The 22759-nt window shown below is 58.5% G+C and carries 20 protein-coding genes and 4 pseudogenes; 10 read left to right on the forward strand and 14 right to left on the reverse strand.

What is annotated here, in order from left to right; genetic code table 11:
- Positions 1-12 precede the first annotated feature (12 nt).
- The 8 genes from IB269_RS20870 to IB269_RS20905 all read right to left on the reverse strand — a co-directional run bounded on the left by IB269_RS20870 (position 13) and on the right by IB269_RS20905 (position 7953).
- On the reverse strand, positions 13-1005 hold the full coding sequence (locus tag IB269_RS20870) for a branched-chain amino acid ABC transporter permease (RefSeq protein WP_034391650.1): 993 nt from the start codon (positions 1003-1005) through the stop codon (positions 13-15).
- Positions 1002-1751 carry an ABC transporter ATP-binding protein gene (locus IB269_RS20875; RefSeq protein WP_016454051.1) on the reverse strand — a complete coding sequence of 250 codons (750 nt, stop codon included), beginning with the start codon at positions 1749-1751 and terminating at the stop codon, positions 1002-1004. The genes IB269_RS20870 and IB269_RS20875 overlap by 4 nt, the downstream gene beginning before the upstream one ends.
- Entirely contained in the window at positions 1748-2530 is a 783-nt protein-coding gene (locus tag IB269_RS20880) for an ABC transporter ATP-binding protein (protein ID WP_043791655.1), read from the reverse strand. Before IB269_RS20880 ends, IB269_RS20875 begins: the two co-directional genes overlap by 4 nt.
- A 3-nt stretch (positions 2531-2533) precedes the next feature.
- The gene (locus IB269_RS20885) at positions 2534-3736 is read right to left on the reverse strand and encodes a substrate-binding domain-containing protein (RefSeq protein WP_013803330.1); all 1203 of its coding nucleotides are present in this window, start codon (positions 3734-3736) and stop codon (positions 2534-2536) included.
- 289 nt (positions 3737-4025) lie between these two features.
- Entirely contained in the window at positions 4026-5051 is a 1026-nt protein-coding gene (locus IB269_RS20890) for a methionine synthase (RefSeq protein WP_192368153.1), read from the reverse strand.
- A 104-nt stretch (positions 5052-5155) separates the two neighbouring features.
- Positions 5156-6139, reverse strand: coding sequence for a DUF1852 domain-containing protein (locus IB269_RS20895; protein ID WP_192368154.1), 984 nt, complete (start codon positions 6137-6139; stop codon positions 5156-5158).
- 45 nt (positions 6140-6184) lie between these two features.
- On the reverse strand, positions 6185-6766 hold the full coding sequence (gene msuE, locus IB269_RS20900) for an FMN reductase (protein WP_071954854.1): 582 nt from the start codon (positions 6764-6766) through the stop codon (positions 6185-6187).
- 284 nt (positions 6767-7050) lie between these two features.
- Positions 7051-7953, reverse strand: a complete 903-nt coding sequence (locus IB269_RS20905; RefSeq protein ID WP_034391636.1) for a LysR family transcriptional regulator — start codon at positions 7951-7953, stop codon at positions 7051-7053.
- Between the two features lie 111 nt (positions 7954-8064).
- Between IB269_RS20905 and IB269_RS20910 the strand changes: the two genes are divergently transcribed.
- The 3 genes from IB269_RS20910 (at position 8065) to IB269_RS20920 (ending at position 11183) form a co-directional block, all read left to right on the forward strand.
- A complete protein-coding gene (locus IB269_RS20910) occupies positions 8065-9039 on the forward strand; it encodes a Bug family tripartite tricarboxylate transporter substrate binding protein (protein ID WP_192368155.1) in 975 nt (324 codons plus the stop codon).
- 54 nt (positions 9040-9093) lie between these two features.
- Positions 9094-9951, forward strand: coding sequence for a substrate-binding domain-containing protein (locus IB269_RS20915; protein WP_192368156.1), 858 nt, complete (start codon positions 9094-9096; stop codon positions 9949-9951).
- A 128-nt stretch (positions 9952-10079) separates the two neighbouring features.
- Complete coding sequence (locus IB269_RS20920) at positions 10080-11183, forward strand: porin (protein WP_192368157.1); 1104 nt, start codon at positions 10080-10082, stop codon at positions 11181-11183.
- A 179-nt stretch (positions 11184-11362) separates the two neighbouring features.
- On the opposite strand, the gene IB269_RS20925 is transcribed toward IB269_RS20920, so the two are convergent.
- Positions 11363-11536 (reverse strand): hypothetical protein, encoded by a 174-nt coding sequence (locus IB269_RS20925; RefSeq protein WP_192368158.1) that lies wholly within the window; start codon positions 11534-11536, stop codon positions 11363-11365.
- A gap of 87 nt (positions 11537-11623) precedes the next feature.
- Here IB269_RS20925 and IB269_RS20930 point away from each other — a divergent pair, with 87 nt between their 5' ends.
- On the forward strand, positions 11624-11881 hold the full coding sequence (locus tag IB269_RS20930; protein ID WP_192368159.1) for a hypothetical protein: 258 nt from the start codon (positions 11624-11626) through the stop codon (positions 11879-11881).
- Between the two features lie 1549 nt (positions 11882-13430).
- On the opposite strand, the gene IB269_RS20935 is transcribed toward IB269_RS20930, so the two are convergent.
- Both IB269_RS20935 and IB269_RS20940 read right to left on the reverse strand, forming a co-directional pair.
- Complete coding sequence (locus tag IB269_RS20935; RefSeq protein ID WP_192368160.1) at positions 13431-13982, reverse strand: hypothetical protein; 552 nt, start codon at positions 13980-13982, stop codon at positions 13431-13433.
- Positions 13983-14143: 161 nt separating this feature from the next.
- Positions 14144-14476: a hypothetical protein gene (locus IB269_RS20940; RefSeq protein ID WP_192368161.1), complete on the reverse strand. Its 333-nt coding sequence runs from the start codon at positions 14474-14476 to the stop codon at positions 14144-14146.
- Between the two features lie 334 nt (positions 14477-14810).
- On the opposite strand from IB269_RS20940, the pseudogene IB269_RS20945 reads away from it, so the two are divergent.
- From IB269_RS20945 to IB269_RS29335, 5 genes and pseudogenes are all read left to right on the forward strand, one after another.
- A pseudogene (locus IB269_RS20945) lies at positions 14811-15434 on the forward strand (tyrosine-type recombinase/integrase).
- A 276-nt stretch (positions 15435-15710) separates the two neighbouring features.
- Positions 15711-16661, forward strand: a complete 951-nt coding sequence (locus IB269_RS20950; RefSeq protein WP_192368162.1) for a DUF1837 domain-containing protein — start codon at positions 15711-15713, stop codon at positions 16659-16661.
- The gene (locus IB269_RS20955; RefSeq protein ID WP_192368163.1) at positions 16658-19255 is read left to right on the forward strand and encodes a DEAD/DEAH box helicase; all 2598 of its coding nucleotides are present in this window, start codon (positions 16658-16660) and stop codon (positions 19253-19255) included. The genes IB269_RS20950 and IB269_RS20955 overlap by 4 nt, the downstream gene beginning before the upstream one ends.
- 101 nt (positions 19256-19356) lie before the next feature.
- On the forward strand, positions 19357-19578 hold the full coding sequence (locus IB269_RS29330; RefSeq protein ID WP_225614243.1) for a DCL family protein: 222 nt from the start codon (positions 19357-19359) through the stop codon (positions 19576-19578).
- A gap of 182 nt (positions 19579-19760) precedes the next feature.
- Positions 19761-19958 (forward strand): annotated as a pseudogene (locus tag IB269_RS29335) (IS5/IS1182 family transposase); the annotation flags it as partial.
- Between the two features lie 121 nt (positions 19959-20079).
- On the opposite strand, the pseudogene IB269_RS29125 reads toward IB269_RS29335, so the two are convergent.
- Together IB269_RS29125 and IB269_RS29130 are read right to left on the reverse strand one after the other, a co-directional pair.
- Positions 20080-20259 (reverse strand): annotated as a pseudogene (locus tag IB269_RS29125) (IS30 family transposase); the annotation flags it as partial.
- A gap of 35 nt (positions 20260-20294) precedes the next feature.
- Positions 20295-21171, reverse strand: a pseudogene (locus IB269_RS29130) (IS3 family transposase); the annotation flags it as partial.
- 299 nt (positions 21172-21470) lie between these two features.
- Between IB269_RS29130 and IB269_RS20980 the strand changes: the two are divergent.
- Positions 21471-21839 (forward strand): hypothetical protein, encoded by a 369-nt coding sequence (locus IB269_RS20980; protein ID WP_192368167.1) that lies wholly within the window; start codon positions 21471-21473, stop codon positions 21837-21839.
- A 250-nt stretch (positions 21840-22089) separates the two neighbouring features.
- Here IB269_RS20980 and IB269_RS29135 read toward each other — a convergent pair whose 3' ends face one another.
- Entirely contained in the window at positions 22090-22749 is a 660-nt protein-coding gene (locus IB269_RS29135) for a S24 family peptidase (protein WP_225614210.1), read from the reverse strand.
- Positions 22750-22759 lie beyond the last annotated feature (10 nt).

Here is a 22759-nt window from a genome sequence, read left to right on the forward strand (position 1 = left end):
TCGATCACTCCTTCAGCGATTCGCCACGGGATAGACGCCCTGAGGCCGCCACAAGAGGATGGCCACCATCAACGCAATATTGGAGAACAGCGCCACCTTGGGCACCAGGAACCCCGTGTAGTTGGCCATCAGCCCCACCAGCAGCGCGCCGATCAGCGCCCCGCCCGTGCTCCCCAGCCCACCGATGATGATCACGATGAAGATCAGCACATTCACCTGCGCCCCCATCTGCGGCACCACGCTCTGCTGGTACATGCCCCACATCACCCCGCCCAGCCCGGCCAGGGCCGAGCCCGCCACGAACACGCCCACGAACAGGCGGCGCACGCGGTAGCCCAGGGCCTCCACCATCTCGCGGTCCTGCACGCCCGCGCGGATCAGCAGGCCGATCTTGGTGCGCGACAGCGTCCACGCCAGCAGGGCAAACACCGCGAGCCCCACCAGCACGGCCACCACGCGGTACTTCTCCACGGCGGCATCGCCCAGCAGCCAGGCGCCCTTCATGCCCTGGGGCAGCGGCAGCGGAATCTGCTGCGGGCCCCAGATGAGCTTGATCAGCTCCTCGCCGATGATCATGCCGCCCATGGTGATCAGGATCTGCTTGAGATGCTGGCCGTACACGGGCCGCACGATGAAGCGCTCGAACGCCAGCCCGATGGCGCCCGCCACCAGCATGGCCACCACCATGGCCGGCAGCACGGCCAGCAGGTTGCGCCACAGCTGCTCGGACCCCGTCCAGTCGCCCATGGCACCCAGCACGCTGGTAGCCACGAAGGCACCCAGCGCGATGAACACGCCGTGGCCGAAGTTCAGCACATCCATCAGCCCGAACACCAGCGTCAGCCCCGAGGCGATGATGAACACGATCATCCCCATGGCCAGCCCCGCCACCGTCAGCGTCAGCCAGGTCGAGGCCGAGCCCACCAGCGGCAGCGCCACCAGGGCCAGCACGGGCACCAGCAGCAACGGCTTGAAATCCACATCCAGCCTGTTCAGCTTGTTCATAGCGAAAGCCCCAGCAGCGACTGCTGCAACGCCGCGTCTGCCGAGAACTCGGCCATGCCGCCCGCATGCACCACGCGGCCGTTGTCCATCACCGCCACGCGGTCGCCCAGGCGGCGCGCAAAGCCCAGGTTCTGCTCCACCAGCACAATCGTCGTGCCGCCCGCCTTGAGCTGGGCGAAGGCCGCGATCATGTTCTCGATGATGGCCGGTGCCAGGCCCTTGCTGGGCTCGTCCACGATCAGCAGGTCGCGCGGCTCCACGATGGCGCGCGCCACCGCCACCATCTGCTTTTGCCCGCCCGACAGCTTGCCGGCCGGGTGGTTCCAGAACTTCTCCACGGCCGGGAACATGCCGAAGATCCACTGCAGCCGCTGCGCGTCCATGCGGTCGGCGCGCGAGGCGCCGCGCGCGGCCAGCAGCAGGTTTTCCTGCACCGTCAGGTCCGCGAAGATGCCCATGTTCTCGGGCACATAGGCAATGTTCAGCCGCGCGATCGCGGGCGTGGGCAGGGCCGTGATGTCGGCCCCGCCAAAGGCGATGCGCCCCTGGCTGGCCCGCCACAGGCCCATGATGGTGCGCAGCGTGGTCGTCTTGCCCGCGCCGTTGCGCCCCAGCAGCATGGTCAGCTGCCCGCGCGGCACGGCCAGGTCCACGCCATGCAGGATGTGATAGGCCCCGATATGCGTGTGCACGCCCGACAGTTCGAGCAGGTTGGGGTTTGGGTTGAGGTTGGCGGCAGCGCTCATGCGGCCTCCTTCACGGCGCCCTGCTCCGGCATCACACCCAGGTAGGCCTGCTGCACCACAGGCGAGGCAATCACTTCGGCCGGCGGCCCATCGGCCACCAGCGTGCCATTGGTCAGCACGATGATGCGATCGGCCAGCTCGCGCACCACATCCATCTTGTGCTCCACCAGCAGGATGATCTTGCTGCGGTCCTGCTTGAGCTTGCGTATCAGGTCCAGGATCACCGGCGCCTCGTCATGGCTCATGCCCGCCGTGGGCTCGTCGAACATATAGACCTGGGGTTCCAGCGCCATCAGCAAGGCCACCTCCAGCTTGCGCTGGTCGCCATGCGGCAGCGCGGCCACGGCCTCGTCGCGCCGGGCGGACAGGGCCACCTGGTCGAGGATGTGCAGCGCCCGCTGCGTGAGCGCGCGGTGGTCGCTCCAGATGCTCCACAGGTTCAGGCCGCGCCGGTGCGGGCCCTCGTCACGCGCCTGCACGGCCAGGCGCACGTTCTCCAGCACGCTCAGGTGCGGGAACAGATTGGTGAGCTGGAACGCCCGCCCCAGCCCGGCCCGCGTGCGCGCCGAGGGGGCCAGCCCCGTCAGCTCGCGCCCGCCCAGCAGCACGCGCCCTGCCGTGGCCTTGAGCTGCCCCGAGATCAGGTTGAAATACGTGGTCTTGCCCGCCCCGTTGGGCCCCACGATGGCCGTCAGCGTGCCCGGCTCGAAAGCGCAGCTCACGCCGTTGACGGCCACATGGCCCCCGAAGCGGATGGTCAGATCCTCTGTGCGCAACATTGCTCAGCGGCCGTTGCGGATGGGGACCTGCATCTCCTCGGGCTTGATCTCGCGCACCAGCTCGGGCACGCCCCAGGCCAGCGCCGGGTCCACGCGGATCTTGAAGTGGTACATGCTCTGCAGGGCCTGGTGGTCTTCCTTGCGGAAGGTCATCTGGCCCTTGGGCGTGTCGAAGCTCATGCCCTCCATGGCCTTGATCAGACCGTTGGTCTTGGTGTCTCCACCTGTCTTCTTGAGCGCCGTCACGATGGCCATGGCCGCAGAGAAACCGCCCGCCGTGAAGAAATCCGGCGGCGTCTTGTACTGCTTGTAGTGCATGGACACCAGGGCCTCGTTCACCGGGTTCTTGGGAATGCCGTAGTAGTAGTACGTGGCGCCCTCCATGCCCGGCAGATTCTTGTAGGCCGCCATGGCGGGCAGGATGTTGCCGCCCGTGGCGATCTCGATCCCGTAGCGCTTGAGATCCATGTCCGCGATCTTGAACGGATTGCCCGCCCCGGCCCACACGATCCAGATGATCTTCCTGCCCGGCTGGTCCTTGAGCTTGTCGATCAGCCGCTGCGCCCCTGCCGTGAAATCCGTGGTGGCTGCGGGCAGGTACTCCTCATGCGCCAGCTTGCCCTTCTTGATGGCGTCCTTGAAGGCCTTCACCCCGTCGCGCCCGAAGGCGTTGTCCTGGGCCAGCGTGGCAATCGTCACGCCCGCCTTGTCGATGGCTACGGCATTGCTGATGGCGTCCTGGCTGGAGTTGCGGCCCGTGCGGAAGATGTACTTGTTCCACTTGTCGCCCGTGATCGAATCGGCCACGGCCGGCTCCACCAGCAGGATCTTCTTGTACTCCTCGGCCACCGGCAGCATGGCCAGCGCCACGCCGGACGACGTGGGCCCCACGGCCAGATCGGCCTTGTCATCGGAATACGCCGTGGCCAGCAGGCTCTTGCCCAGGTCGGGCTTGCCCTGGTCGTCCTTCTCGATCACCACCAGCTTTTTGCCATTCACCGCCATGCTGCCGCCCGTGGCGTACTCCAGCCCCATCAGCAGCCCGGCCTGGGTCTGCTTGCCATAGGCCTCCAGCGCGCCGGTCTTGCTGTAGACGTGGGCGATGCGGATCTCGCCCTGCTGGGCCATGGCGGCAGGAGCCGCAGCGGCCATGGTGGCCATGGCGGAGAGTGCGAGGGCGGAATGCAGGAAGGGGCGGCGTTGCATGGTTTGTCTCCTTGGGTTGGCGGCTGGGCTGGCGCCCGCTGCTTTTGTGAGGAGGGACCATGCATGCTTTGTGCCAGGCAGGCCCAGGCGGGCCATGCAGACGCAATGGCGGGCACGGGCAGAGCACGGGCAGCGAGTGCCCGAATATTGAACAGATTCAGTGTCTTGACTTCAGACAGTTGCCTGAATCCGATACAGGGCAAACCATGAACCCCTGGCACCCCCTGGCACCCCCTGGCACCCCCTGGCACCCCCTGGCATCTTCCCCTGCGCTTGGCCACGCAGGGCATCAGGCCTTGGCGAGCCGCTCCTTTGCCAGCTTCGTGCCTTCTGCCAGCGCCTTCAGCTTGCGCCACGCCACGTCCCGGCCCATGGGCGCCAGGCCGCAATTCGTGCAGGGGAACAGCCGCTCCTTCGGCACGAACTCCAGTGCCCGGCCGATGGTGTCCGCCACTTCCTCGGGTGTCTCCACCACGTCGCTGGCCACGTCGATCACGCCGACCATCACGTCCTTGCCGGCCAGCAGCCTCATCAGGTCGGGCGGCACGTGGGAGTGGATGCATTCCAGGCTCACCTGGTCGATGCGGCTCCTGGCCAGCGCGGGAAACACCGTCTCGTACTGGCGCCATTCCTCGCCCAGCGTGCTCTTCCAGTCCGTATTGGCCTTGATCCCGTAGCCGTAGCAGATATGCACGGCCGTCGTGCAGGTCAGGCCCTGCGCAGCGCGCTCCAGCGCCTGCACGCCCCAGTCGGCGGCATCCTTCATGTAGACATTGAAGGCGGGCTCGTCGAACTGGATGATGTCCACGCCGTCGGCCTGCAGCGCCAGGGCCTCCTGGTTGAGCAGCTCGCCAAAGGCGAAGGCCATCTTGACCTTGTCGCCATAGAAGCGGTCCGCCACGGTATCGACGATGGTCATCGGGCCGGGCAGCGTGAACTTCAGCTTCTTCCTGGTGTGCGCACGCGCCAGTTGCGCCTCGAAGGCATGCACGCGGCCCTTCAGGCGCAGGGCGGCGACCACCTGCGGCACCATCGCGTCGTAGCGGTTGTCGCGGATGCCCATCTTCACCTTGTTGTCGAAGTCGATGCCCTCCACCTGCTCCAGAAAGCCATGCACGAAATGCTGGCGCGACTGCTCGCCGTCGCACACGATGTCCAGGCCTGCATCTTCCTGGGCCTTGATCCACAGCAGGGTTGCATCGGCCTTGGCCTGGCGAAGCGCATCGCCCTCGGCCTGCCACTGGGGCCAGAGCTTGTTGGTTTCGGCCAGCCAGGCTGGCTTGGGCAGGCTGCCGGCGATAGAGGTTTCAAACATCGGAGAATTCCTTCAAGGCAAAGAGGGGTGGTGCCAGCGTACTTCAGGACCGTTGTCCCAAGCCGCTGCGCAATCAATGAAAAATGGTATGTCTGTCTGGCCGGTCAGAGCGCGCAATCGGCTGCCCATTGCTCAAGAACATTCCTGTACGGCTTGATGAAATGCTCCTGCGCAAACCTGCCCTGCTTGACGGCCAGCTGGCTGCGCTCTTCGCGGTCATAGACAATCTGCGTCAACGAGTAATCATGGTTCTTCAGGCTCGGCTGATAGATTTTTCCTGCCGCGCAATTGGCGTTGTAGATCTCGGGGCGGTAAATCTTCTGGAAGGTTTCCATGGTGCTGATGGTGCCGATCAACTCAAGATTCGTGTAGTCGGCCAGCAAGTCGCCCTGAAAATAGAAGGCCAGGGGTGCAACGCTATTGGGTGGCATGAAAAATCGAACCTGCATTCCCATCTTCCCGAAATACCGGTCCGTCGATGACAGCTCATTTTGCTGATACTCGGCACCCAGTACGGGATGCTGGTTTCCGGTGCGCTGATAGGTCTTGCTGGTAGAGGCGCTGATGCAGATGACCGGGGGCTTGTTGAAGTGCTCCCTGTACGTGCTCGAACGGGCGAACTGCTTGAACAGCTTGCCATGCAGGTCGCCAAAATCGTCCGGCGTGCCGAACTCCTGGCGGTTGATGTTGTACTCCGGCAGCAGAACACTGAAGTCATAGTCACGCACGTAGGAAGAAAAATTATTCCCTGCAATGCCGGCTATGCGCTTGTTCGATCTTCTGTCGAGAATGCTGGTCTTCAATATCTCGATCAACGGAAATACGCCACTTCCCATCTCGGCACCCATGCCCATCTCCACGGAGATGATGTCCAGCTCGACTGAATAGCGGTCTCCCGTCGGATTGTCCCAATGCGCCAGGTCATTGAAGCGGTTGTCAATCATCCTCAGCGTATGGCGCAGGTTCTGTTGCCGGCTCGCTCCCCGGGCCAGATTGGCAAAGTTGGTGGTAATGCGCGTGCTGTCCGATGGGTGATAGTTCTCATCGAAACGGATGCTCTTGAGGCTGAAGTGCAGTTCTGCGTTCATGGTGATCCAATGACCTGATTTAGAAATAAAAAAACGTGGGTTGATTCAGGCCGCAGCCATTTCCTCGGCCAGGCAGGGCCTGGCGCGGTGCATCAGCTCGACCAGCGGCAATGCCCGTTGCACCGCCAGCGCGGCCCGCTGTATCAGGGCCTCGTCGTGCAGGCGGTAGTCCACGAAATCCTTGTCGGTCGCGTAAACGCCCAGCGGCAGCGTGCGCGCCTGGAAGAAGCTGAACAGCGGCCGCAGCTGGTGGTCGATCACCAGGGCATGGCGCTCGCTGCCACCGGTGGCCGCCAGCAGCACGGGCTTGTCGATCAAGGCGTCCTGGTGGACGAAGTCGAAGAAGTGCTTGAACAGTCCGGTGTAGGCGCCACGAAAGACCGGCGTGGCCACCACCAGCACATCCGCCTGCTCCACCGCCGCAAGCTCACGTTCCACCATCTCGGGCAACTGCGAGCGCCACACCGCGCCGGCAAGCTGCGGCGCAAGCTGGCCCAGTTCCACCAGGCGTTGTTCGCACGGAACTTCGTCGGCGATCAGATCAGACAGATGCTCTGCCAGGGCGGCAGATTTGGAGGGGCGTTGCAGTCCACCGGAAACGGCGACCAGACGGAGCGGACGTGACATGGCTGCTTTCACGCGAGATGGCCAAGTTCAGCGCGGGATCCGGCTCCGGCATCCATGCGATCCGAGGGTGTGGTGATGACCATGACTGCTTCCCAAAATGCAAACGAACAATGGGAGCGAATGGTAGGGATGCGAATCGATGAAGTAAAATGGTTTTAATTCACAGATGCATGAGCTGCACTCATGTAAAAGCGTGATCCCATCCTTCTGCGCACTGCGCTAAGCGGCAGCCATGCCAGGGCCTGCGCGCAACAGGGTTGCAACGCAGTGAATCCAAGGCCAGTTCAGCCGCCCGCGCCCTGTACCTGCACCAGGCACTCCCGCAACGCCTGCGCCACCGGCCCCAGCACGCGGTCACGCCTTTGCAGCAGGCCCAGGGTGCGCCAGACATCGGGCGCGGTCAGGGGCACGCCGCAGACCTGGGCGTGGTCCTGGCGCAGGGCCAGTTGGGGGACGGCGGCCAGGCCCAGGCCGGCTTCCACCAGGGCCAGGGCGCCTGTGACGTGGTTGCATTCGTGCCAGGCCACGGGCTGCTCGGGCAGGCCGGCCATCACCTGGTCCAGCAGCAGGCGGTTGCCGCTCTTGTGGGAGACGGAGACCAGGCGCTTGCCCGCCAGCTCGGCCCACTCCACCTGGCTGCGCCCGGCCCAGGCGTGGCTGCGCGGCATGGCCAGCACATAGCGCTCGCGCGTGAGCGCCTCAAAGCGCAGCGACGGCTCCTGGCTGCCCGTGAAGCTCAGGCCAAAGTCCGCATCCCCGCGCAGCACGGCCTCCACCACCTGCTGCGCGCTCTCGTCGATGACATGCACCTGCACATCGGGCTGCTCCACGGCAAAGGTCTTCAGCACGGGCGGCAGCAGATTGGTGGCCACCGAAGGCACGCAGGCAACCGTCACCCTGCCACGGCGCAGCTTCAGCTGGTCATCCACGCGCTGCACGGCCTCGTCCAGGCCGGCCAGGGCCCTGCGCGCCTCCTGCAGGAATTCATGGCCCACCTCGGTCAGTTCCACACGCCGCGTGGTGCGCTCCAGCAGCCGCGCGCCCAGCACGGACTCCAGCCGCTCCACCCGCCGGCTCAAGGCAGGCGGCGACAGGAAAAGCGCTTCTGCGGCCAGGCGAAAGCTGGCTTTCTCGGCCGTGGTCACGAAGGCGATCAATTCCCCCATGTCGAATTTGATGCGCTGCACGCAACAGTCCTTCCAAAAGTTGCAATTCACAGAATAACACCCGCTGCATAGGATGGCGCCCTTGATAACGCTGCCCCCTGCGGGCAGGCAAGACCAACAAACGGAGACGACATGCACCAACGCAGACTGATCGCAGGCAGCGCCCTGGCCGCCCTTCTTTCCCTGGCCGTGGGCACCGCCCAGGCCCAGGACTTCCCCCCCAAGAAACCCGTGGTCATGGTGGTCGGCTTCGCCGCAGGCGGCTCGGCCGACATTGCCGCGCGCATCATCGCCAAGAAGCTGGGCGAGAACATCGGCCAGAGCGTGGTCGTGGAAAACAAGCCCGGCGCGGGCGGCAACCTGGCCCACACGCAGGTGGCCAATGGCCCGTCCGACGGCTCGGTGCTGCTCTTCGGCTCCATCGGCCCGCTGGCCATTGCGCCGCACTTCATGAAGATCGGCTACGACCCGCTCAAGGACCTGGCCCCCATCACCATGGGCGTGAACTTTCCCAACGTGCTCGTCGTGCCTGCCGCCACGGGAATCAAGACCCTGGGCGAATACGTGGCCAAGGCCAAGCGCGAACCCGGCAAGCTGGACTTCGCCTCCACCGGCCCCGGCTCCGCATCGCACCTGGCCGGTGAACTGCTCAACGATGTCGCCAAGATCGACACCCTGCACGTGCCCTACAAGGGCGGCGCGCCCGCGCTGCAGGACGTGCTGGGCAACCGCGTGACCTCCTTCTACGCAGCCCCGCCCACGGCCCTGCCCCACATCGAATCCGGCAAGCTCATTCCGCTGGCCACCACGGGCCTCACGCGCCCGGCCTACCTGCCCAACGTGCCCACCGTGGCCGAAAGCTTCCCCGGCTTCAACGCCACCAACTGGTACGCCTTCGTGGCATCCGCCAAGACGCCCAAGCCCTTGCTGGACCGCTGGAACACCGAGCTGGTCAAGGTGCTGAACACCCCCGAAGTGCGCGACAACCTGCTCAAGCACGGCCAGACCGCCGCCCCGGGCACCCGCGAGGAACTGGGCCAGTTCATTGCCGCCGAGCACGCCAAGTGGGGCCGCATCATCCGCGAGCGAAAAATCACCGCCGATTGATTCCCTCGGCAGCCGTTAGCCGTTCCCCAACCATAAAAAACCAGGAGACAAACCATGACCGCCATCCGTTCCACCCCCCAGCAGTCCTCTCTGCAGTCCTCCGTGCCATCCACCCTGCGCCGCCGCACCCTGGGCGCGCTGCTGGGCGGCGCCCTCAGCCTGGGCCTGGCCCTGGGCGCTGCCACGCCTTCCACCGCCGCCGCAGATGAAATCCGCGTGGTCACCTCGGGCGGCTTCTCTGCCGCCTACGACCAGCTGATACCCCTGTACGAGCAGGCCACGGGCCACAAGGTCGTCACCTCGCGCGGTGCCTCCATGGGCAATGCGCAGGACTCCATTCCCAGCCGCCTGGCGCGGGGCGAGCAGTTCGATATCGTCATCCTTGCGGATGGAGCCTTGGACAATCTGGCCGCCCAAGGCAAGGTGGAAGCGGGCAGCCGCGTGGACCTGGCGCGTTCCATGATCGGCATGAGCGTGCGCAAGGGCACGCCCAAGCCCGACATCAGCACTGTGGACGCGCTCAAGCAGACCCTGCTGGATGCCAAGACCATTGCCTACTCGGCCAGCGCCAGCGGCACCTATCTGGCCAACGAACTGTTCCCGCGCCTGGGCGTGGCCGAGCAGATGAAGGGCAAGGCCACCCGCATCCTCAGCGAGCGCGTGGGCGCCGTGGTGCTGCGGGGCGATGCGGACATCGGCTTCCAGCAGGTCAGCGAACTGCTGCCGTTCAAGGAACTGGAATTCGTCGGCCCCCTGCCCGATGAAGTGCAGCAGCGCGTCTTCTTCTCCGCAGGCGTGGCCACCGGCGCCAAGAGCCCTGAGACGGCACGCCACCTGATCCGCTTCCTGGCAGCCCCCGCCGCAGCGCCCATCGTGCGCAGCACCGGCATGGAGCCGGCGGCCAAGCCCTGACGGCAGGCCCCCGAGCCCTCAAGGCTCTCTAGGCACTCAAGGCCCTCTAGGCCCTCGACACACAGGGGGCCTTCACCCCTCCCCAGTTCGACCTCCATTCAGCGGCGCTGCAACGGCACTGCTGCGGCATGCCGCTGCCCAGCCTTATCACCCTCGCCACACCCATGAACACCAAAACCCTGGTGCTGATCACCCTCGCCGCCGCACCGCTGTCGGCCCTTGCGCAATCCAGCATCACGCTCTACGGCATTGCCGATACCGGCGTGCGCTACACCAGCGGCCTCACCGCCGCCAACGCGGCCAGCAACACCTCGGGCGCCGCGCTGTCCAGCGGCGTCAACACCACCAGCCGCTTCGGGTTTCGCGGGCGCGAAGACCTGGGCGGCGGCATGTACGCCCTGTTCAACCTGGAAACCGGCCTGAACCTGGACACCGGCACCACCGCCAACTCCAGCAAATTCTTCGACCGCGCGGCCATCGTGGGCCTGGGCGGCAGCTGGGGCCAGGTCACGGCCGGCCGCCAGACCAACCTGCTGGCAGATGCCATCAGCCCCGTGGACCCCGGGGGCATGCGCTTCGCCGCCTTCAACCCCAACATCGCCACAGCGGCCCTGAGCAGCCACGGCCTGGGCGTGGAATACGGCAGCGCGGGCGCCACCACCGGCTCGTACCGGCTGGACAACTCGGTCAAGTACACGGGCCGCTTCGGCGGCCTCACCGCCCGCGCCATGTACAGCTTTGGCGAGACGGCACAAGGCGGCTCCGCCCGCTCATCGGCCGGCGCAGGCCTGGCCTATGGCACGCAGACATGGACGGTCTCCGGCGCCTACCAGCGCTTCGAGACCGCAGACCAGTGGGAGCTGAAAGCCGCCACCCTGGGCGCCAGCTACAAATGGGACAACCTGCGCCTTGCGCTGAACACTGCGCGCAGCGACGGCCAGACCAACGCCACCACCAGCCGCACCGTGCAGCGCGTGCACTCGCTGGGCGCCACCTGGTCCGCCCGCAGCACGCTGGACCTGACCGCCGCCCTGTACCGCGTGGAACGCGAACGCAGCGGCCGCGCCGCAGACGGCTACACCCGTGCCCTGCTGTTTGCGGAATACAAGCTCTCACGCCGCAGCAAGCTGTATGCGGAGCTGGACCGTACGCACTGGAGTGGAGGGTTTCAGGGCGGGCAGAACAAGGATGTGGCTACGGGGGTGACTGCGGGGTTGATGCATAGCTTCTGAGGGGCGCTGCGGCGACCCGCAGCGCCCACTGTTGAGGTGCTTGTGGAGGGTTGCTGCAGGCCGACCCAATCCCCCTCAGGCGCAGGCACCAAGTAGTGCCTGCCTCTTGTCCACCGGCATTGATTACAAGCTACTCTGGCCTGGCCAAGCGCGGGACGGACAGCGAATGGGCTGGCCGCTCAGCCCTCGGCGATCTCCAGGCAGACTTCTACGGCAAAGACTTCTAGCGTGAAGGATTTGAGGTTCGCGTGCTCGCTGGCCAAAAGACCAAAGGCAGTGGACAGGCGCGCCGGCGCGCCCACGAGCTTGATGGCTTCCGCCTTGACGGTGACTTCTAAAGAGCCGCGCTTCAAACTGCTTCATTGACCGGTTGACTACACCGCCAAAAGAGATGGGTTGGCGCTGAGGCAGAATTAACCTATTTCCTTGCTGAGTGCGCAATGGATCAAGACATCTGCTTTTTCTATTCTCAAGACCGCCAACGTCGCATCGCGCTTTTTCGTCGAGAGGTGGGAAGTTTTGGATTTGTCGAACAGTATTACTTCGACAACGCAGCCGCCGGCATCGAGGGGTGGGCCTCCTGCCCGTCAGAGTCATCCTTCTACGCTGACTTGGAGACTGCCAAGAAGGAAGCGGTACAAGGAATCCGATGGGCTCCGAGCGAAGATGGATTTGTCGCTGCCGGAAATGAGGTTTAGTCGCTGCGCTCGGTCAGGAGTGGTAAGCCACGGCAGACTTTGGAGCGGCGGCTTAAGGCTGATCTGAGCCATTCACGGTGCAGTGCGCGAGTGACCGAAAAAACCAACACCGGTCGTTGAGCGACTCCAGTCATGGGCGACCGCTCCATCCTTGGAAGCTGCCAGCCGATTGCTCGATTCGTCCTGCATCGGTTTGAAGGATCGACTTCGCGCAGCGCGGTTGGCTCCTGTCGACCCATAACGGCCATTTGAAAATAGTACATCTCAGCCCCAAATGAACTAGCACCTGCCTAGCGCTCTAATTTGCCTAGTCTTTGGTAGCGACTTTAAGGTTTGCAGCCTCTAGAGCTTATTCAATGGTTGTGAACTGAGTATATGAGTTTTTCCCTCTCGACAAATCCCGCTGAAGACCAAAATTTTTGCACACTCGAACATACTCAAGTACGTCAACTAGGCGATCGGGAATAATCGGATACGGAGGTACAGCCACTTTATTTGGAGTTTTCAGTATCGTCATGGAGTTCGGCCTGGTCAGAAATTGAAAAAATGCTATTTCACAGGGCCAGACTCGATGCGTTAGGTGGCATTGCCCGCCATGCTCTGAAGTGTCTTTCAATTCCCCAACTCGAAGAACTTGATTTTCGTGCCGCAGGGCCAGCGCATTTGATTTTAAGCTTCTCCCTCGATCTCAAAAAGTGACAAATATAAATTTCTTACCTACATCAATACCTAGCGCACCAGTGTATCCGCAATGGAATAAATCGAAATGGTCTTCCGTGGTCAACGAGTCGAGGATAAACACGCTCCCGAATGGAGATGGATCAGTAGATCCTTCATTAGCCCAATTCTGGTACAAAGTGCGAAATACATTTACATGATAACCAAATCCATTCAAATCAATTATAGTTTTTTGATTTTTGGTCTTTGATATCATCTCTAAGGTTTAAGTCTATGGTCAGAAGTCCTACGTAAATCTTTAACACCCAAAGGTAAACCTCTTCACTTTTCAAGATGCCTTGAGATATTCTCGATTCGATTTCCGAGAACTTTGTATTGTGGGAGCTTTTCGCGGGAACTACTGCATGCCTGTACTGCAATAAAGAATTATTTGGAAGCTTATAAATTCCTTTTCCAAGCTTCATTCTTTTTTGAAGCCACAATGGCACCTCATGTTCTTTGGCATCAGGATCTTTACCGCTAAATAAACACTTAACAAGCAATTCCCTGTATAAATTTAAATCTCTACCTAAGTTCGATGGCTTAACAATTCTGGCTTTCTTCTTCAGTGCTCGAACTGTACAACGGCGGAAGCCATAGCGATATTAACAACGAGTCAGATCGAGAATCTGAAGGCTATAAAAAATGACTGCTTTTGGCCGCTTGCGGCTGTCGTAGGCCGACCCAAAGCAGCCACTTATATCACTAACGCTGGACATAAGCGCCCCCCTTTGGCGGGTCTACTTCATGGACTTGTTAGGGGCCGCATTTATGGCTGCGTAGTGGGGGGTGGCATCGTTGTACGGTGCTTAGCACTTCTTATGCGCCAAATTTAAACAGTAAATCCATTCATGCTTATTGCATGAACTCGATGAGTTATGAAACGACGAGGACATCGTGATTGGTAGTAGCTAGAGAATTCATTGAAAGCTTCAAGTTGTGGGGCACTTAGAGAATTGACGACAATTGTTTTGTCATTGTTGGTTGAAAAATCCAGAAATTCTGAAAACAAATCTACTCTACCGCCGCCGGCCCCTAGGTTTGCCTTTGAATTCTGGAAGTTATTTTCGAAGTTTTCTGTTTCACCTGACACTAGGAAATAGCGAAAAACGTGCTGGGACTCTACATTGCGTAAGGCCTCAAGCCTTAGTAAATCATCAGTTACCCGCTGCTTGTCAAAGGCACCATCGCCAACCCACTTCAATTCAAAAGCGGCTGTAAGTCGGTTTGTCTCTCGACTGGAAAGGCAGAAGTCGATGTAACGAGGACGACCGCGCCTCCCAGCAGGATTGAGGTTTGGATGGTCAACTTCGGAATCTAGCGGTCCGGAGTGATGATGTAGCAAACATTCGCCAATAGGCTGGCTAAGGTAGTGTTCGGACATAAGTGTTCCACGGCCACAAAGACTTTGAAAGCAAAGCGAATGTGGTACGGTTGCTCCAAGAGCATTAACGCGTTATATGTCCATAATTTTTGCTTATCGGGCTTAATGAACAAACTAAGCCGACCGCCGAAGGCGAGTCGGCTTGAGCGCGGGGTTAGAAATTATAGTTTCTTCGAAGAAAGAAAACTGTAGAGAGTATTGACTCCAACGCCACCGGCTACTGCGGGGAAAATGACTAACCAAATTGCACCAGATGTCTTCAACTCTTTAATTAAGCTATCGGTAATTTTCTCTTTCTTATGCAATTCTTCGACTAAAGCGATCATGTCCGTAAGCAGTCCAATCATGAAGGCGGATATTCCGATGAGAATAAGTGCTGACAGTAAGTTACTAATTCTCCAAGGTTCACCTCGGTTGGTCCAAATAAAGAAAAATATAGCAAATGTCGGAATACCACCCAGGACCCAACTGCTAACATTTATGTATTGATTCAAGATATCCTCTTTCGAAACTTCTAACTAGATTTACACGACAGGCACAAAATCTTGTCGTGCTCATAAGATTGAATCTATTCGAATTTATGAGAGTGAGCAATCGCAAACAAACTTTTTAGGCAAACCTAAAAATTTCGAGGTTGGAACTTGCTGTAAGTAGTTCAAAGACCGCTGATGGAATGTCCTCTTCTGGCCGAGACTGACATTCCAAAAGCACGCAGGTCAGCCGACGTCGAAAATTCCCGCGTAGCCGGCGTGGAGCACCGGCAACGCGACGACTTCGGTCCGTTGAGAAGTGCATCCTGCAGTGTTCTTTACCCGATGGGAGACCATCATGGAAACCACAGGCAACTTCATTCATCGCGAACCATGGAACAATGGCAAGCTCGTCAGCCAAAAGGTGCACTTCAAACTCAAGGACATTTGGGCGCTACGCGTTCGGCTCCAAATGGACGGCAGGGTTCGTGAACTCGCCTTGCTCAACCTCGGCATCGACAGCAAGCTGCGCGGCTGTGACCTCGTCGCTCTCTAGGTTCGGGACGTGTGCCATGGCGATCAGGTGGCGACGCGCGCCATCGTCATGCAGCACAAGACCAAGCGCCCGGTTCAGTTCGTGATACCCCAGACCACCCGGGAGGCGTTGCAGGCGTGGATCAAGCAGGCTGGGCTGAAGCACGAGGATTTCCTCTTCCCCAGCCGACTTCACGGCTCACCACACCTCGGTACGCGGCAATACGCACGGATCCTCGGCCACTGGGTCGATGAACTCGGGCTGGACCGCACCGACTATGGGACGCACTCGATGCGCAGAACCAAGGCGACGCTGATCTATCGGCGCACCAAGAATTGGCGCGCCGTGCAATTGCTCCTGGGGCACTCCAAGCTAGAGTCGACCGTGAGATATCTCGGCATTGAGGTAGATGACGCCCTTGCGATCTCCGAGCAGACGGAGATCTGACGTGGTGAAAATCCCGCAGTCTTGGTTCGAACACCGCTGCTGCGGGACATGACTGGCTGCTGACTGGCGCCCGGCTTCGCTACCGCTCCCGGCAAGAAGCGGACGACCGCAGTGAAACACAGAACAATGGTTTCAGGCTGAAGAATGCACCATGACTTCCTGGGACCGTACATCTTAAAGTGACTTGAAGGTCAGCCAATCCATGGACTACGGCCGCTCATGAGGTTACATTTGCTTGCTGCAATCCATCTGACGGATAGACGATATGGAGGCCATTTGTCAACCATCACCAGCACCGATCTCGAATCTGCTTTGACAGGAAACCCAGAAGCACTTGAAGTTCATCTCACGCTTGTAGAGCGAGACGTGTCTATCGAAGGAAATGTGGTCAAAATTCACTGTCACTGCCTTTCCGTTGACGGTAATGGCCGTGTTCAACCACATCGCCTAGCTGAGTTCATGCGGAACGCCGTCGTTGACTATGCGATCCCGCGCTCCAAGCTTGCAGATGCAAAAGCGCGCGACAACAGGTTTAACAGCACCGAGGCAGTCGCCGAACTCGTCGAACGAGCCAAGCGCTCGTTTACGGACCTGGCGAACACTGGTGAGGGTGGAGAGATGTTGCTGTTCCTACTGGCAGAGCGCTTCCTAAAGCTGCCACAAATTCTTTGCAAGATGGATCTCAAGACGGACACGCGGATGCACTATCACGGCGCGGATGGAGTCTATGCAGGGGTGACATCGGAAGGGACTTTGAAGCTCTACTGGGGTGAATCAAAAATCTACCAAGATGCAAGCGCTGCGATTCGCGCGTGCATTAATTCCCTGGCCCCCTTTCTAACAGAGCTTGAGCACGAAGAAGCGGGGCGGGAGCGCGATTTGATGCTCCTGAGCGACAAAGCTGATCTGAGCAATCCTACGCTAACCGATGCGCTGAAGAAATATTTTGACAAGTCGTCGGTCATGTCGAAGCGGGTTCAATATTGCGGCATGGCTCTTGTAGGTTTTGATGCGCCCTTCTACCCGCAAGACAGTGCAAAGGCAGTTGCTGAGGAAATTGTCAAGGCATCTCGGACAGAGCTCACAGGTTGGCGCGATCGGATTGGAGAGCGGCTCAAATTGGAAAAGCTTGAGCAGATGGATATCGAAATATTCTGCATCCCTTTGCCATCAGCAGAGGGTTTCCGCACAGCCTTTCTCAAGGCAATGGGGATAAATAACCAATGAGTCTCACCGATCTCCAATCATGGCTTCTCCAAGAAGGCGTTCGAGACGAGCTCAATGCAATCACTCGGCTTACAGTACGCAATGAATTAGATAATCTGGTTCCGGATCCTTCCGCATCGTCCTCAATAGCAATTGATTGGCCCAGAATGCTGCTTGCAGGTAGCATTTTAGCTCGATCTGATCAAAGGAGCGATCAAGAAGCCGCACTCCGAATAGCAACCGCCGTAATTTCTTTATCAGACAGTCAATCTCTAAAAGATGCAGGCGCAGTCCTCTTGGGTAAGCTCTCCAACTTCAGGGCTATTTCACTAGCCACCAATCGGAACCTGCTAAACGCCAATCTTGATGAACGATTAGGCGTCGCATTACGTCTCGAATCTCAGCGCCGTGAGATGGAACGATCAATTTTGATTCAGTCGAGCGGTGCCTGGCTACAAGTAAACGATTTTCAGCAACGCTTCTGGAAAAATGCTGATGGAAAGTGTTGGCTTTCGGCATCCGCCCCCACCGCATCGGGCAAGACATTTCTCGTACTTCAGTGGTTGATCGATCAAATATTAGCGAATGAGGTAAGGGTTGCCGTTTACCTCGCACCGACAAGAGCTTTAGTTTCTGAAATCGAGACAAATCTTAAAATACTCCTGGAAAATATCAAGGTGATTGAGGTGTCATCCCTACCTCTTCCCGAAAAATATAAATCTGCTTGCTCTGGGGGTTCAAGATTAATTCTCGTTTTTACTCAGGAGCGGCTGCATTTTCTCGCCAACGTTCTCAGTGACGTTTTCTCTATCGACCTACTCATTGTAGATGAAGCACACAAGATCGGTGACAACCAGCGCGGCGTCATTTTGCAGGATGCAATAGAGCGCGCCACCCGCGCCAATCCGAATCTGAAGGCTGTATTTATCAGTCCGGCAACCCAAAACCCGGAAGAGTTACTCTCGGATGCGCCCGAGGGCATGCAAACTGTCACCGTCGATAGCGACTCCTCGACTGTTCTTCAGAATTTGATGGTTGCAACCCAGGTACCGCGAAAATCAAAACTCTGGACGCTTACTCTTCGACAGGAAGGGGGGGCACTCCCAGTAGGAATCCTTCAGTTGGCAAGCACGCCGGATGGACTCAAAAAGCGTCTCGCATTCATCGCCGCTGCTGTCGGAGAAAGAGGTGGAACGCTCGTCTACGCCAATGGTGCTGGAGAGGCTGAAGAGGTTGCTGATCTGATTAGCCAGCTCTTGCCAAAACTTGACTCCAACGATTTGGAGCTTTTAGAGCTTGCTGAACTTGCTCGAAAGGGCGTACATCAGGACTTTCGGATTGCACCGTTAGTTGTTCAAGGAGTTGCTTTCCACTACGGAAACATGCCATCATTGCTTCGGCTAGAGATAGAAAGGCTATTCCGCTCAGGAAAAATCCGCTTCTTGGTATGCACCTCAACTTTAATCGAGGGTGTCAACCTGTCATGCCGCACAATCGTTGTGCGAGGTCCAAGGAAGGGGAAAGGCCACCCGATGGAGCCGCACGATTTCTGGAATCTGGCAGGCCGTGCCGGTCGATGGGGCGATGAATTTCAGGGAAATATTATTTGTATTGATCCGGAGGACCTGCAAGCCTGGCCCGGAGGAGTTCCTAGCCGAGCACGCTATCCAATTAAACGTGAAAGCGATGCCGTACTCGAGCTTGGAGGAGGCATGGAAAACTACCTTTCCGAGCGCTGGGAATCGAATTTTTCCAGTATTTCTGATATGGAAAAGTTTGAGCAAGTTGGCGCTTATTTACTCACCACCTTCATGCGAATAGGCTCCATATCAGCGGCGAGCTTTTCAAAACGTCATGACACGGCATTGATCGAAAAACTAGATCAGACCCTCGCTGCCTCGGCAGCAAAGATAGAAATCGACGTCAATCTAGCGGCTAGACATCCAGGAGTTAGCGCAATCGGTCTTCAACGCCTTCTCGAAGCCTTTCGATCATATGCCGGTGATATCGAAAACCTACTATTAGCAGAGATAGCCAGCAATGACAGCTACGACCGGCTAATCACAATTATGGGAAGAATAAACACCCATTTATTCCCAGCCTTTACACCCGAAGGGCGCATTAGGCTATATGCATTAATTGTTTTCAAATGGTTAAAAGGGTATTCATTAGCCAGAATAATTAGTGATAGCATTAAATGGCATCAAGAAGCAGGTAAATCTTTCAAACTACCGGAACTCATCCGCAGCACGATGGAACTAGTAGAACAAATTGCCAGATTTAGGGCGCCAAAATACCTCTCCGCTTATATGGATGTGCTGCATTTGCATCTTCGAGAAACGAACCGTGAAGATTTGATTGACGATGGCTTGGATATCGGTACTCAACTCGAATTCGGCGTTTCTTCAATGACACTTCTCTCGCTTATGGAACTCGGCCTTTCCCGCATGAGCGCGGTTGCCTTGTATGAAAGGATTGCTCACAACGATCTTACCAAAGAAGAATGCTCAAAATGGATAGTTGAGCGCTTGAATCAATTCAAATCAATGGATATTCCAGCCATTATTATTCGTGAAATACGCGAGCGTCTTTTTCTTGGCGATATTGCCAATTAATGCCTGCACCAAATCAGAGATCACACATGCCAGCCAAACCTATTTCTCTCGGGCCATTGCATTTTGAAAAAAGGGGTGATGCAGTTGCTTACTTAAAGGATATGCTTCATCGGTACGACGTTGGTGATCGAGTCAACGTCCAAGATGCCGTAATTCTACAGGCGGCGCTAGAACACCATCCGAATGCAGCTGCAAAGATTGGCTGTGGCATCAGAGACTTTAGTGTCCGGAGTGCCGACTTTGGGACAAAGTGTTTTTGGGTAAATCGTCCTGATGGAACGACCGAAAAATTTTCCATAACCGGCTCAATTCACGGAAATTAAAATATTCTTCCTCTATATTTTTAATAAAAGTGACAACCTGCAGTAAGACAGGTTCCCACTCAAGCAGCAACTATAGCTCTCCATCTCTTTGGAAATGACTGGGAAATCAGAGCATGACTACTACAGACACAATTAGTAAGAGTGGCCAACACCACTTCGTCAAAGGCCCCCGCAGAGCAGTTATGCTCGCTGCCCTAATGGCACAACGACGCGTAAGCAAAGAACTGTGGCGACAGTTACAACCCCTGATCGCAGCCTTCGTACCTTCTGCCAAAGGCGGTGTGCGCAAGCCAGCAGTCAGCGTATGAAGCCACCTCAACGGCGTCCTGTTCGTGCTGCAAACAGGCATTCTGGAGTTGGAGTTGACCCGGTCCCGTGGACGGTTTCTGATTTGATTCTCAAACCATCTGGGGTGCTTCGTCAGCGTACGATGGGTCGTGCTTGCAGACATTGAATCGTGCCTGCTGGCTCCTTTCAAATTCAGAGGTGAGAGGTAGCCCAGACCGCTGTGACGGCGCCAACGGCTTCGGCAGCCTTCTCACTCGTGATTCCGGTGACAACCTGCTTCCAGAACTGCCGCTCCACCTCTTGGCGAAGCGAAGGAGCACCGGGTGAGCGCATGGCACTTCGCCCAGATAGCTTCTGCCTCCACCCCGCAGGTCGTCCTATAAACACCTCCATGATTGAAAGTGTTGCGACGACCGGTTGAATACGCCTTGGCTGCCCTGGTCACTATGGTGGATGACGTCTTGCGGCTTGCGCTGGGGCAGCGGCATGTTGAGCGCCGATAGCACAAGGTCGGTCTTCATTCTCTCGCCCATAGACCAATCCACCACACGCCGGCTCCACACGGATGACCACGGCCAAGTACAAGAACCCCGTCCAGGTTGGCACTTAGGTCATGTCGGCCACCCAGAGTTGATTGGGGTCCCTAGCCTTGAACTGGCGCTTGACCAAGTCGTTGTGGAGTGAGACACGTTTGTCTTGGCGCGTGGTAATCGTGGAGCCACAGCGGCGGCTGATGCCCTGGATGCGGGCCAGACGCATGAGGCGCGCAACACGCTGTCGGCTGATAGAGACGCCTTGCTCAATGAGCTCGGCCCTCACGCGCGGCATGCCGTACGACTCGTAGAGTCCTTTTGAATCTGGCGTATTCGTTCGGTCATTACCGCGTTGGTGATGCTGCGCTGGGAAGACTTGCGCTCTCGCCAAGCGTAGAAACCGCTGGCGGATACGCCTAGAACACGGCACATGGTGCGCACGGGGAGTCGGCCTGGTTTGCCATCACGAGTCCGAAGACTTCGTCGAAGTCGCATCGCTGCGACCGGCAAACCAGGCCGTAGCCTTTGCCAGGATGTCGCGCTCCTGCTGAATTTGACGCAGTTGACGGCGCAGCCGTAACAGCTCCTCGCGCTCGACGCAGGTCAAGCCTTCCTTGCCGCTATCAATGGCGGCTTGACCGACCAAGTTGGTGATGGACTGCGCGGTGACGTTGAATTCGCGTGCATGTTCGGCGGGCGTGCGTCCGGCACGTACCAACTCGACCATCTGCTGCCTGAACTGCGCCGGATACGGCGGCCTGACTTTGGACATTTGCGGCTCCTTGAACACAAAGAATGATGTGTCCACGGAACCGGGTCAACTCCACAATCATGATGACCCGAATCGCATGTACGTTCTTTGTTGAGGCAGCAGCGTCTTGCGCAATTGCCTACGGGCGCCAAAACAATAATGATCTGCAGAGTTGTAGGCGTGCACTTGGTGAGGCAGTGCACAGCATCGCACTCAAAGCAGGAGTTCCAGTTGGCGCTGCACACTGATGCCCAACCCTTCCATCGAGAGGCGCTACCCGGCAAGCCGGGCAGCGCCTCTCATATAAAACGTTAGACCGCATGAAAGTCACTGTGCAGAACGGAGCCAGTCACGGCCTCTCGCGGCGAGACGTCGAGGCAATGGTTCCCCTGCTTCCAGCGTCCTGGTCCAGCGGCGTCCGGCAAATCGTTCTGTACCAGGGCGATACTCGCCAGTTGAAGTCCGTGTTCTATCCGAAAGAGAAGCTACTCGGGGTGTTCTGGCCGATGCCAGCGGAGTCGGCCTCAAAGGCCGATGGAGTGCGGGAGCTACTGATCGCGCTTTCTGTTGTCACTGAGCGCGGAGCACTGCCGGAGCGTTTGTCCCCGTCATTGCGTCAGCGACACTTGGACGAGCTGGTCAATGTTCTGCGCCGATGCCTTGCGCAGGTGGTGTCCGATGCAGCCTAACAGAACGGTCGACACGGACACGTTGTCCAAGCGACCGTACCCGCTGCAAAGCCGACACCCACACCCCACAGATCAGCATCACCAAATGGGTCGATATCAGATCAGAAGCTAGACGACCGGCCAAGCCAGCGGATCAGTTCCGAGGGAGAGCCCAATTCTTGGCTCTGCGACTGACCCATTCCAAGCGTATGCACAAGGCATTCAAGTTCCCGCGACGGATGAAAGATTCAGCCATCAAGACAGGACAGACTCAGAGCTTGGCCCCGACCCATATGGCTCGCCCTTGCACCAGGCCCTCAGCCTTCCCGGCAATGACGATATCCGGGTGCTCGCCCTTATCAGCGTTGTCGGCCACGGCATGCCAAACATCGCCCACCCGCTGAAAGCGCCGCACAAGCATCTGCCCCTCCCACGCGAATGCATAGACGCTGCCACGGCGCGGCGTTTGATCCGCACGATTGAGCAAGAGTACGGCACCGTCCCGGATCGTGGGCTCCATGCTGGTTCCTGCCACATGGACGAGGGCCGCGTTCACCGCACTGACACCAACTGAGCGCAAAAAGTCGCGCCGGAACTGCAATGCGCCAAGCTCCGCCACAAGAGCGCTCCCAACATCCGAGTCTTCGGTCACGCCGACGCTGAGTTGCGAGACCTGAACGAAGTCGCTGTGTTCTTCATCCCCGTCGAGGGAGTATTTCGGCAGATTCAGCGCCTCTTCTATCTCACGCGCCAGCTTCGCGCCTATGGGCTTTCTCCCTCTCAAGCGATCAGACCAATAACTCGAGGTCCGGCCAAGTCGGTTGATCAACTCAGAAGGGGAACCCGAGTTGTCGCCCTTCCGACTGGCCCAGCCCAAGCGCAGGCAAAGGGCATTCAAGTTCGCACAGCGGATATTTGACGTGTCGCTCATGGGTGTACTT

Origin of the sequence: Delftia sp. DLF01, from assembly GCF_014852125.1 — a bacterium.
GTDB lineage: Bacteria > Pseudomonadota > Gammaproteobacteria > Burkholderiales > Burkholderiaceae_C > Comamonas > Comamonas acidovorans.

What these genes read in the sequence shown, in the direction of transcription:
- IB269_RS20955 (WP_192368163.1), top strand. Translation starts at nt 16,658, where the DNA reads ATGAGTCTCACCGATCTCCAATCATGGCTTCTCCAAGAAGGCGTTCGA.
- msuE (WP_071954854.1), bottom strand. Translation starts at nt 6,766, where the DNA reads ATGTCACGTCCGCTCCGTCTGGTCGCCGTTTCCGGTGGACTGCAACGC.
- IB269_RS20875 (WP_016454051.1), bottom strand. Translation starts at nt 1,751, where the DNA reads ATGAGCGCTGCCGCCAACCTCAACCCAAACCCCAACCTGCTCGAACTG.
- IB269_RS20910 (WP_192368155.1), top strand. Translation starts at nt 8,065, where the DNA reads ATGCACCAACGCAGACTGATCGCAGGCAGCGCCCTGGCCGCCCTTCTT.
- IB269_RS20980 (WP_192368167.1), top strand. Translation starts at nt 21,471, where the DNA reads ATGAAAGTCACTGTGCAGAACGGAGCCAGTCACGGCCTCTCGCGGCGA.
- IB269_RS29330 (WP_225614243.1), top strand. Translation starts at nt 19,357, where the DNA reads ATGCTTCATCGGTACGACGTTGGTGATCGAGTCAACGTCCAAGATGCC.
- IB269_RS29135 (WP_225614210.1), bottom strand. Translation starts at nt 22,749, where the DNA reads ATGAGCGACACGTCAAATATCCGCTGTGCGAACTTGAATGCCCTTTGC.
- IB269_RS20895 (WP_192368154.1), bottom strand. Translation starts at nt 6,139, where the DNA reads ATGAACGCAGAACTGCACTTCAGCCTCAAGAGCATCCGTTTCGATGAG.
- IB269_RS20880 (WP_043791655.1), bottom strand. Translation starts at nt 2,530, where the DNA reads ATGTTGCGCACAGAGGATCTGACCATCCGCTTCGGGGGCCATGTGGCC.
- IB269_RS20885 (WP_013803330.1), bottom strand. Translation starts at nt 3,736, where the DNA reads ATGCAACGCCGCCCCTTCCTGCATTCCGCCCTCGCACTCTCCGCCATG.
- IB269_RS20935 (WP_192368160.1), bottom strand. Translation starts at nt 13,982, where the DNA reads ATGTCCGAACACTACCTTAGCCAGCCTATTGGCGAATGTTTGCTACAT.
- IB269_RS20915 (WP_192368156.1), top strand. Translation starts at nt 9,094, where the DNA reads ATGACCGCCATCCGTTCCACCCCCCAGCAGTCCTCTCTGCAGTCCTCC.
- IB269_RS20930 (WP_192368159.1), top strand. Translation starts at nt 11,624, where the DNA reads ATGGATCAAGACATCTGCTTTTTCTATTCTCAAGACCGCCAACGTCGC.
- IB269_RS20890 (WP_192368153.1), bottom strand. Translation starts at nt 5,051, where the DNA reads ATGTTTGAAACCTCTATCGCCGGCAGCCTGCCCAAGCCAGCCTGGCTG.
- IB269_RS20870 (WP_034391650.1), bottom strand. Translation starts at nt 1,005, where the DNA reads ATGAACAAGCTGAACAGGCTGGATGTGGATTTCAAGCCGTTGCTGCTG.
- IB269_RS20920 (WP_192368157.1), top strand. Translation starts at nt 10,080, where the DNA reads ATGCCGCTGCCCAGCCTTATCACCCTCGCCACACCCATGAACACCAAA.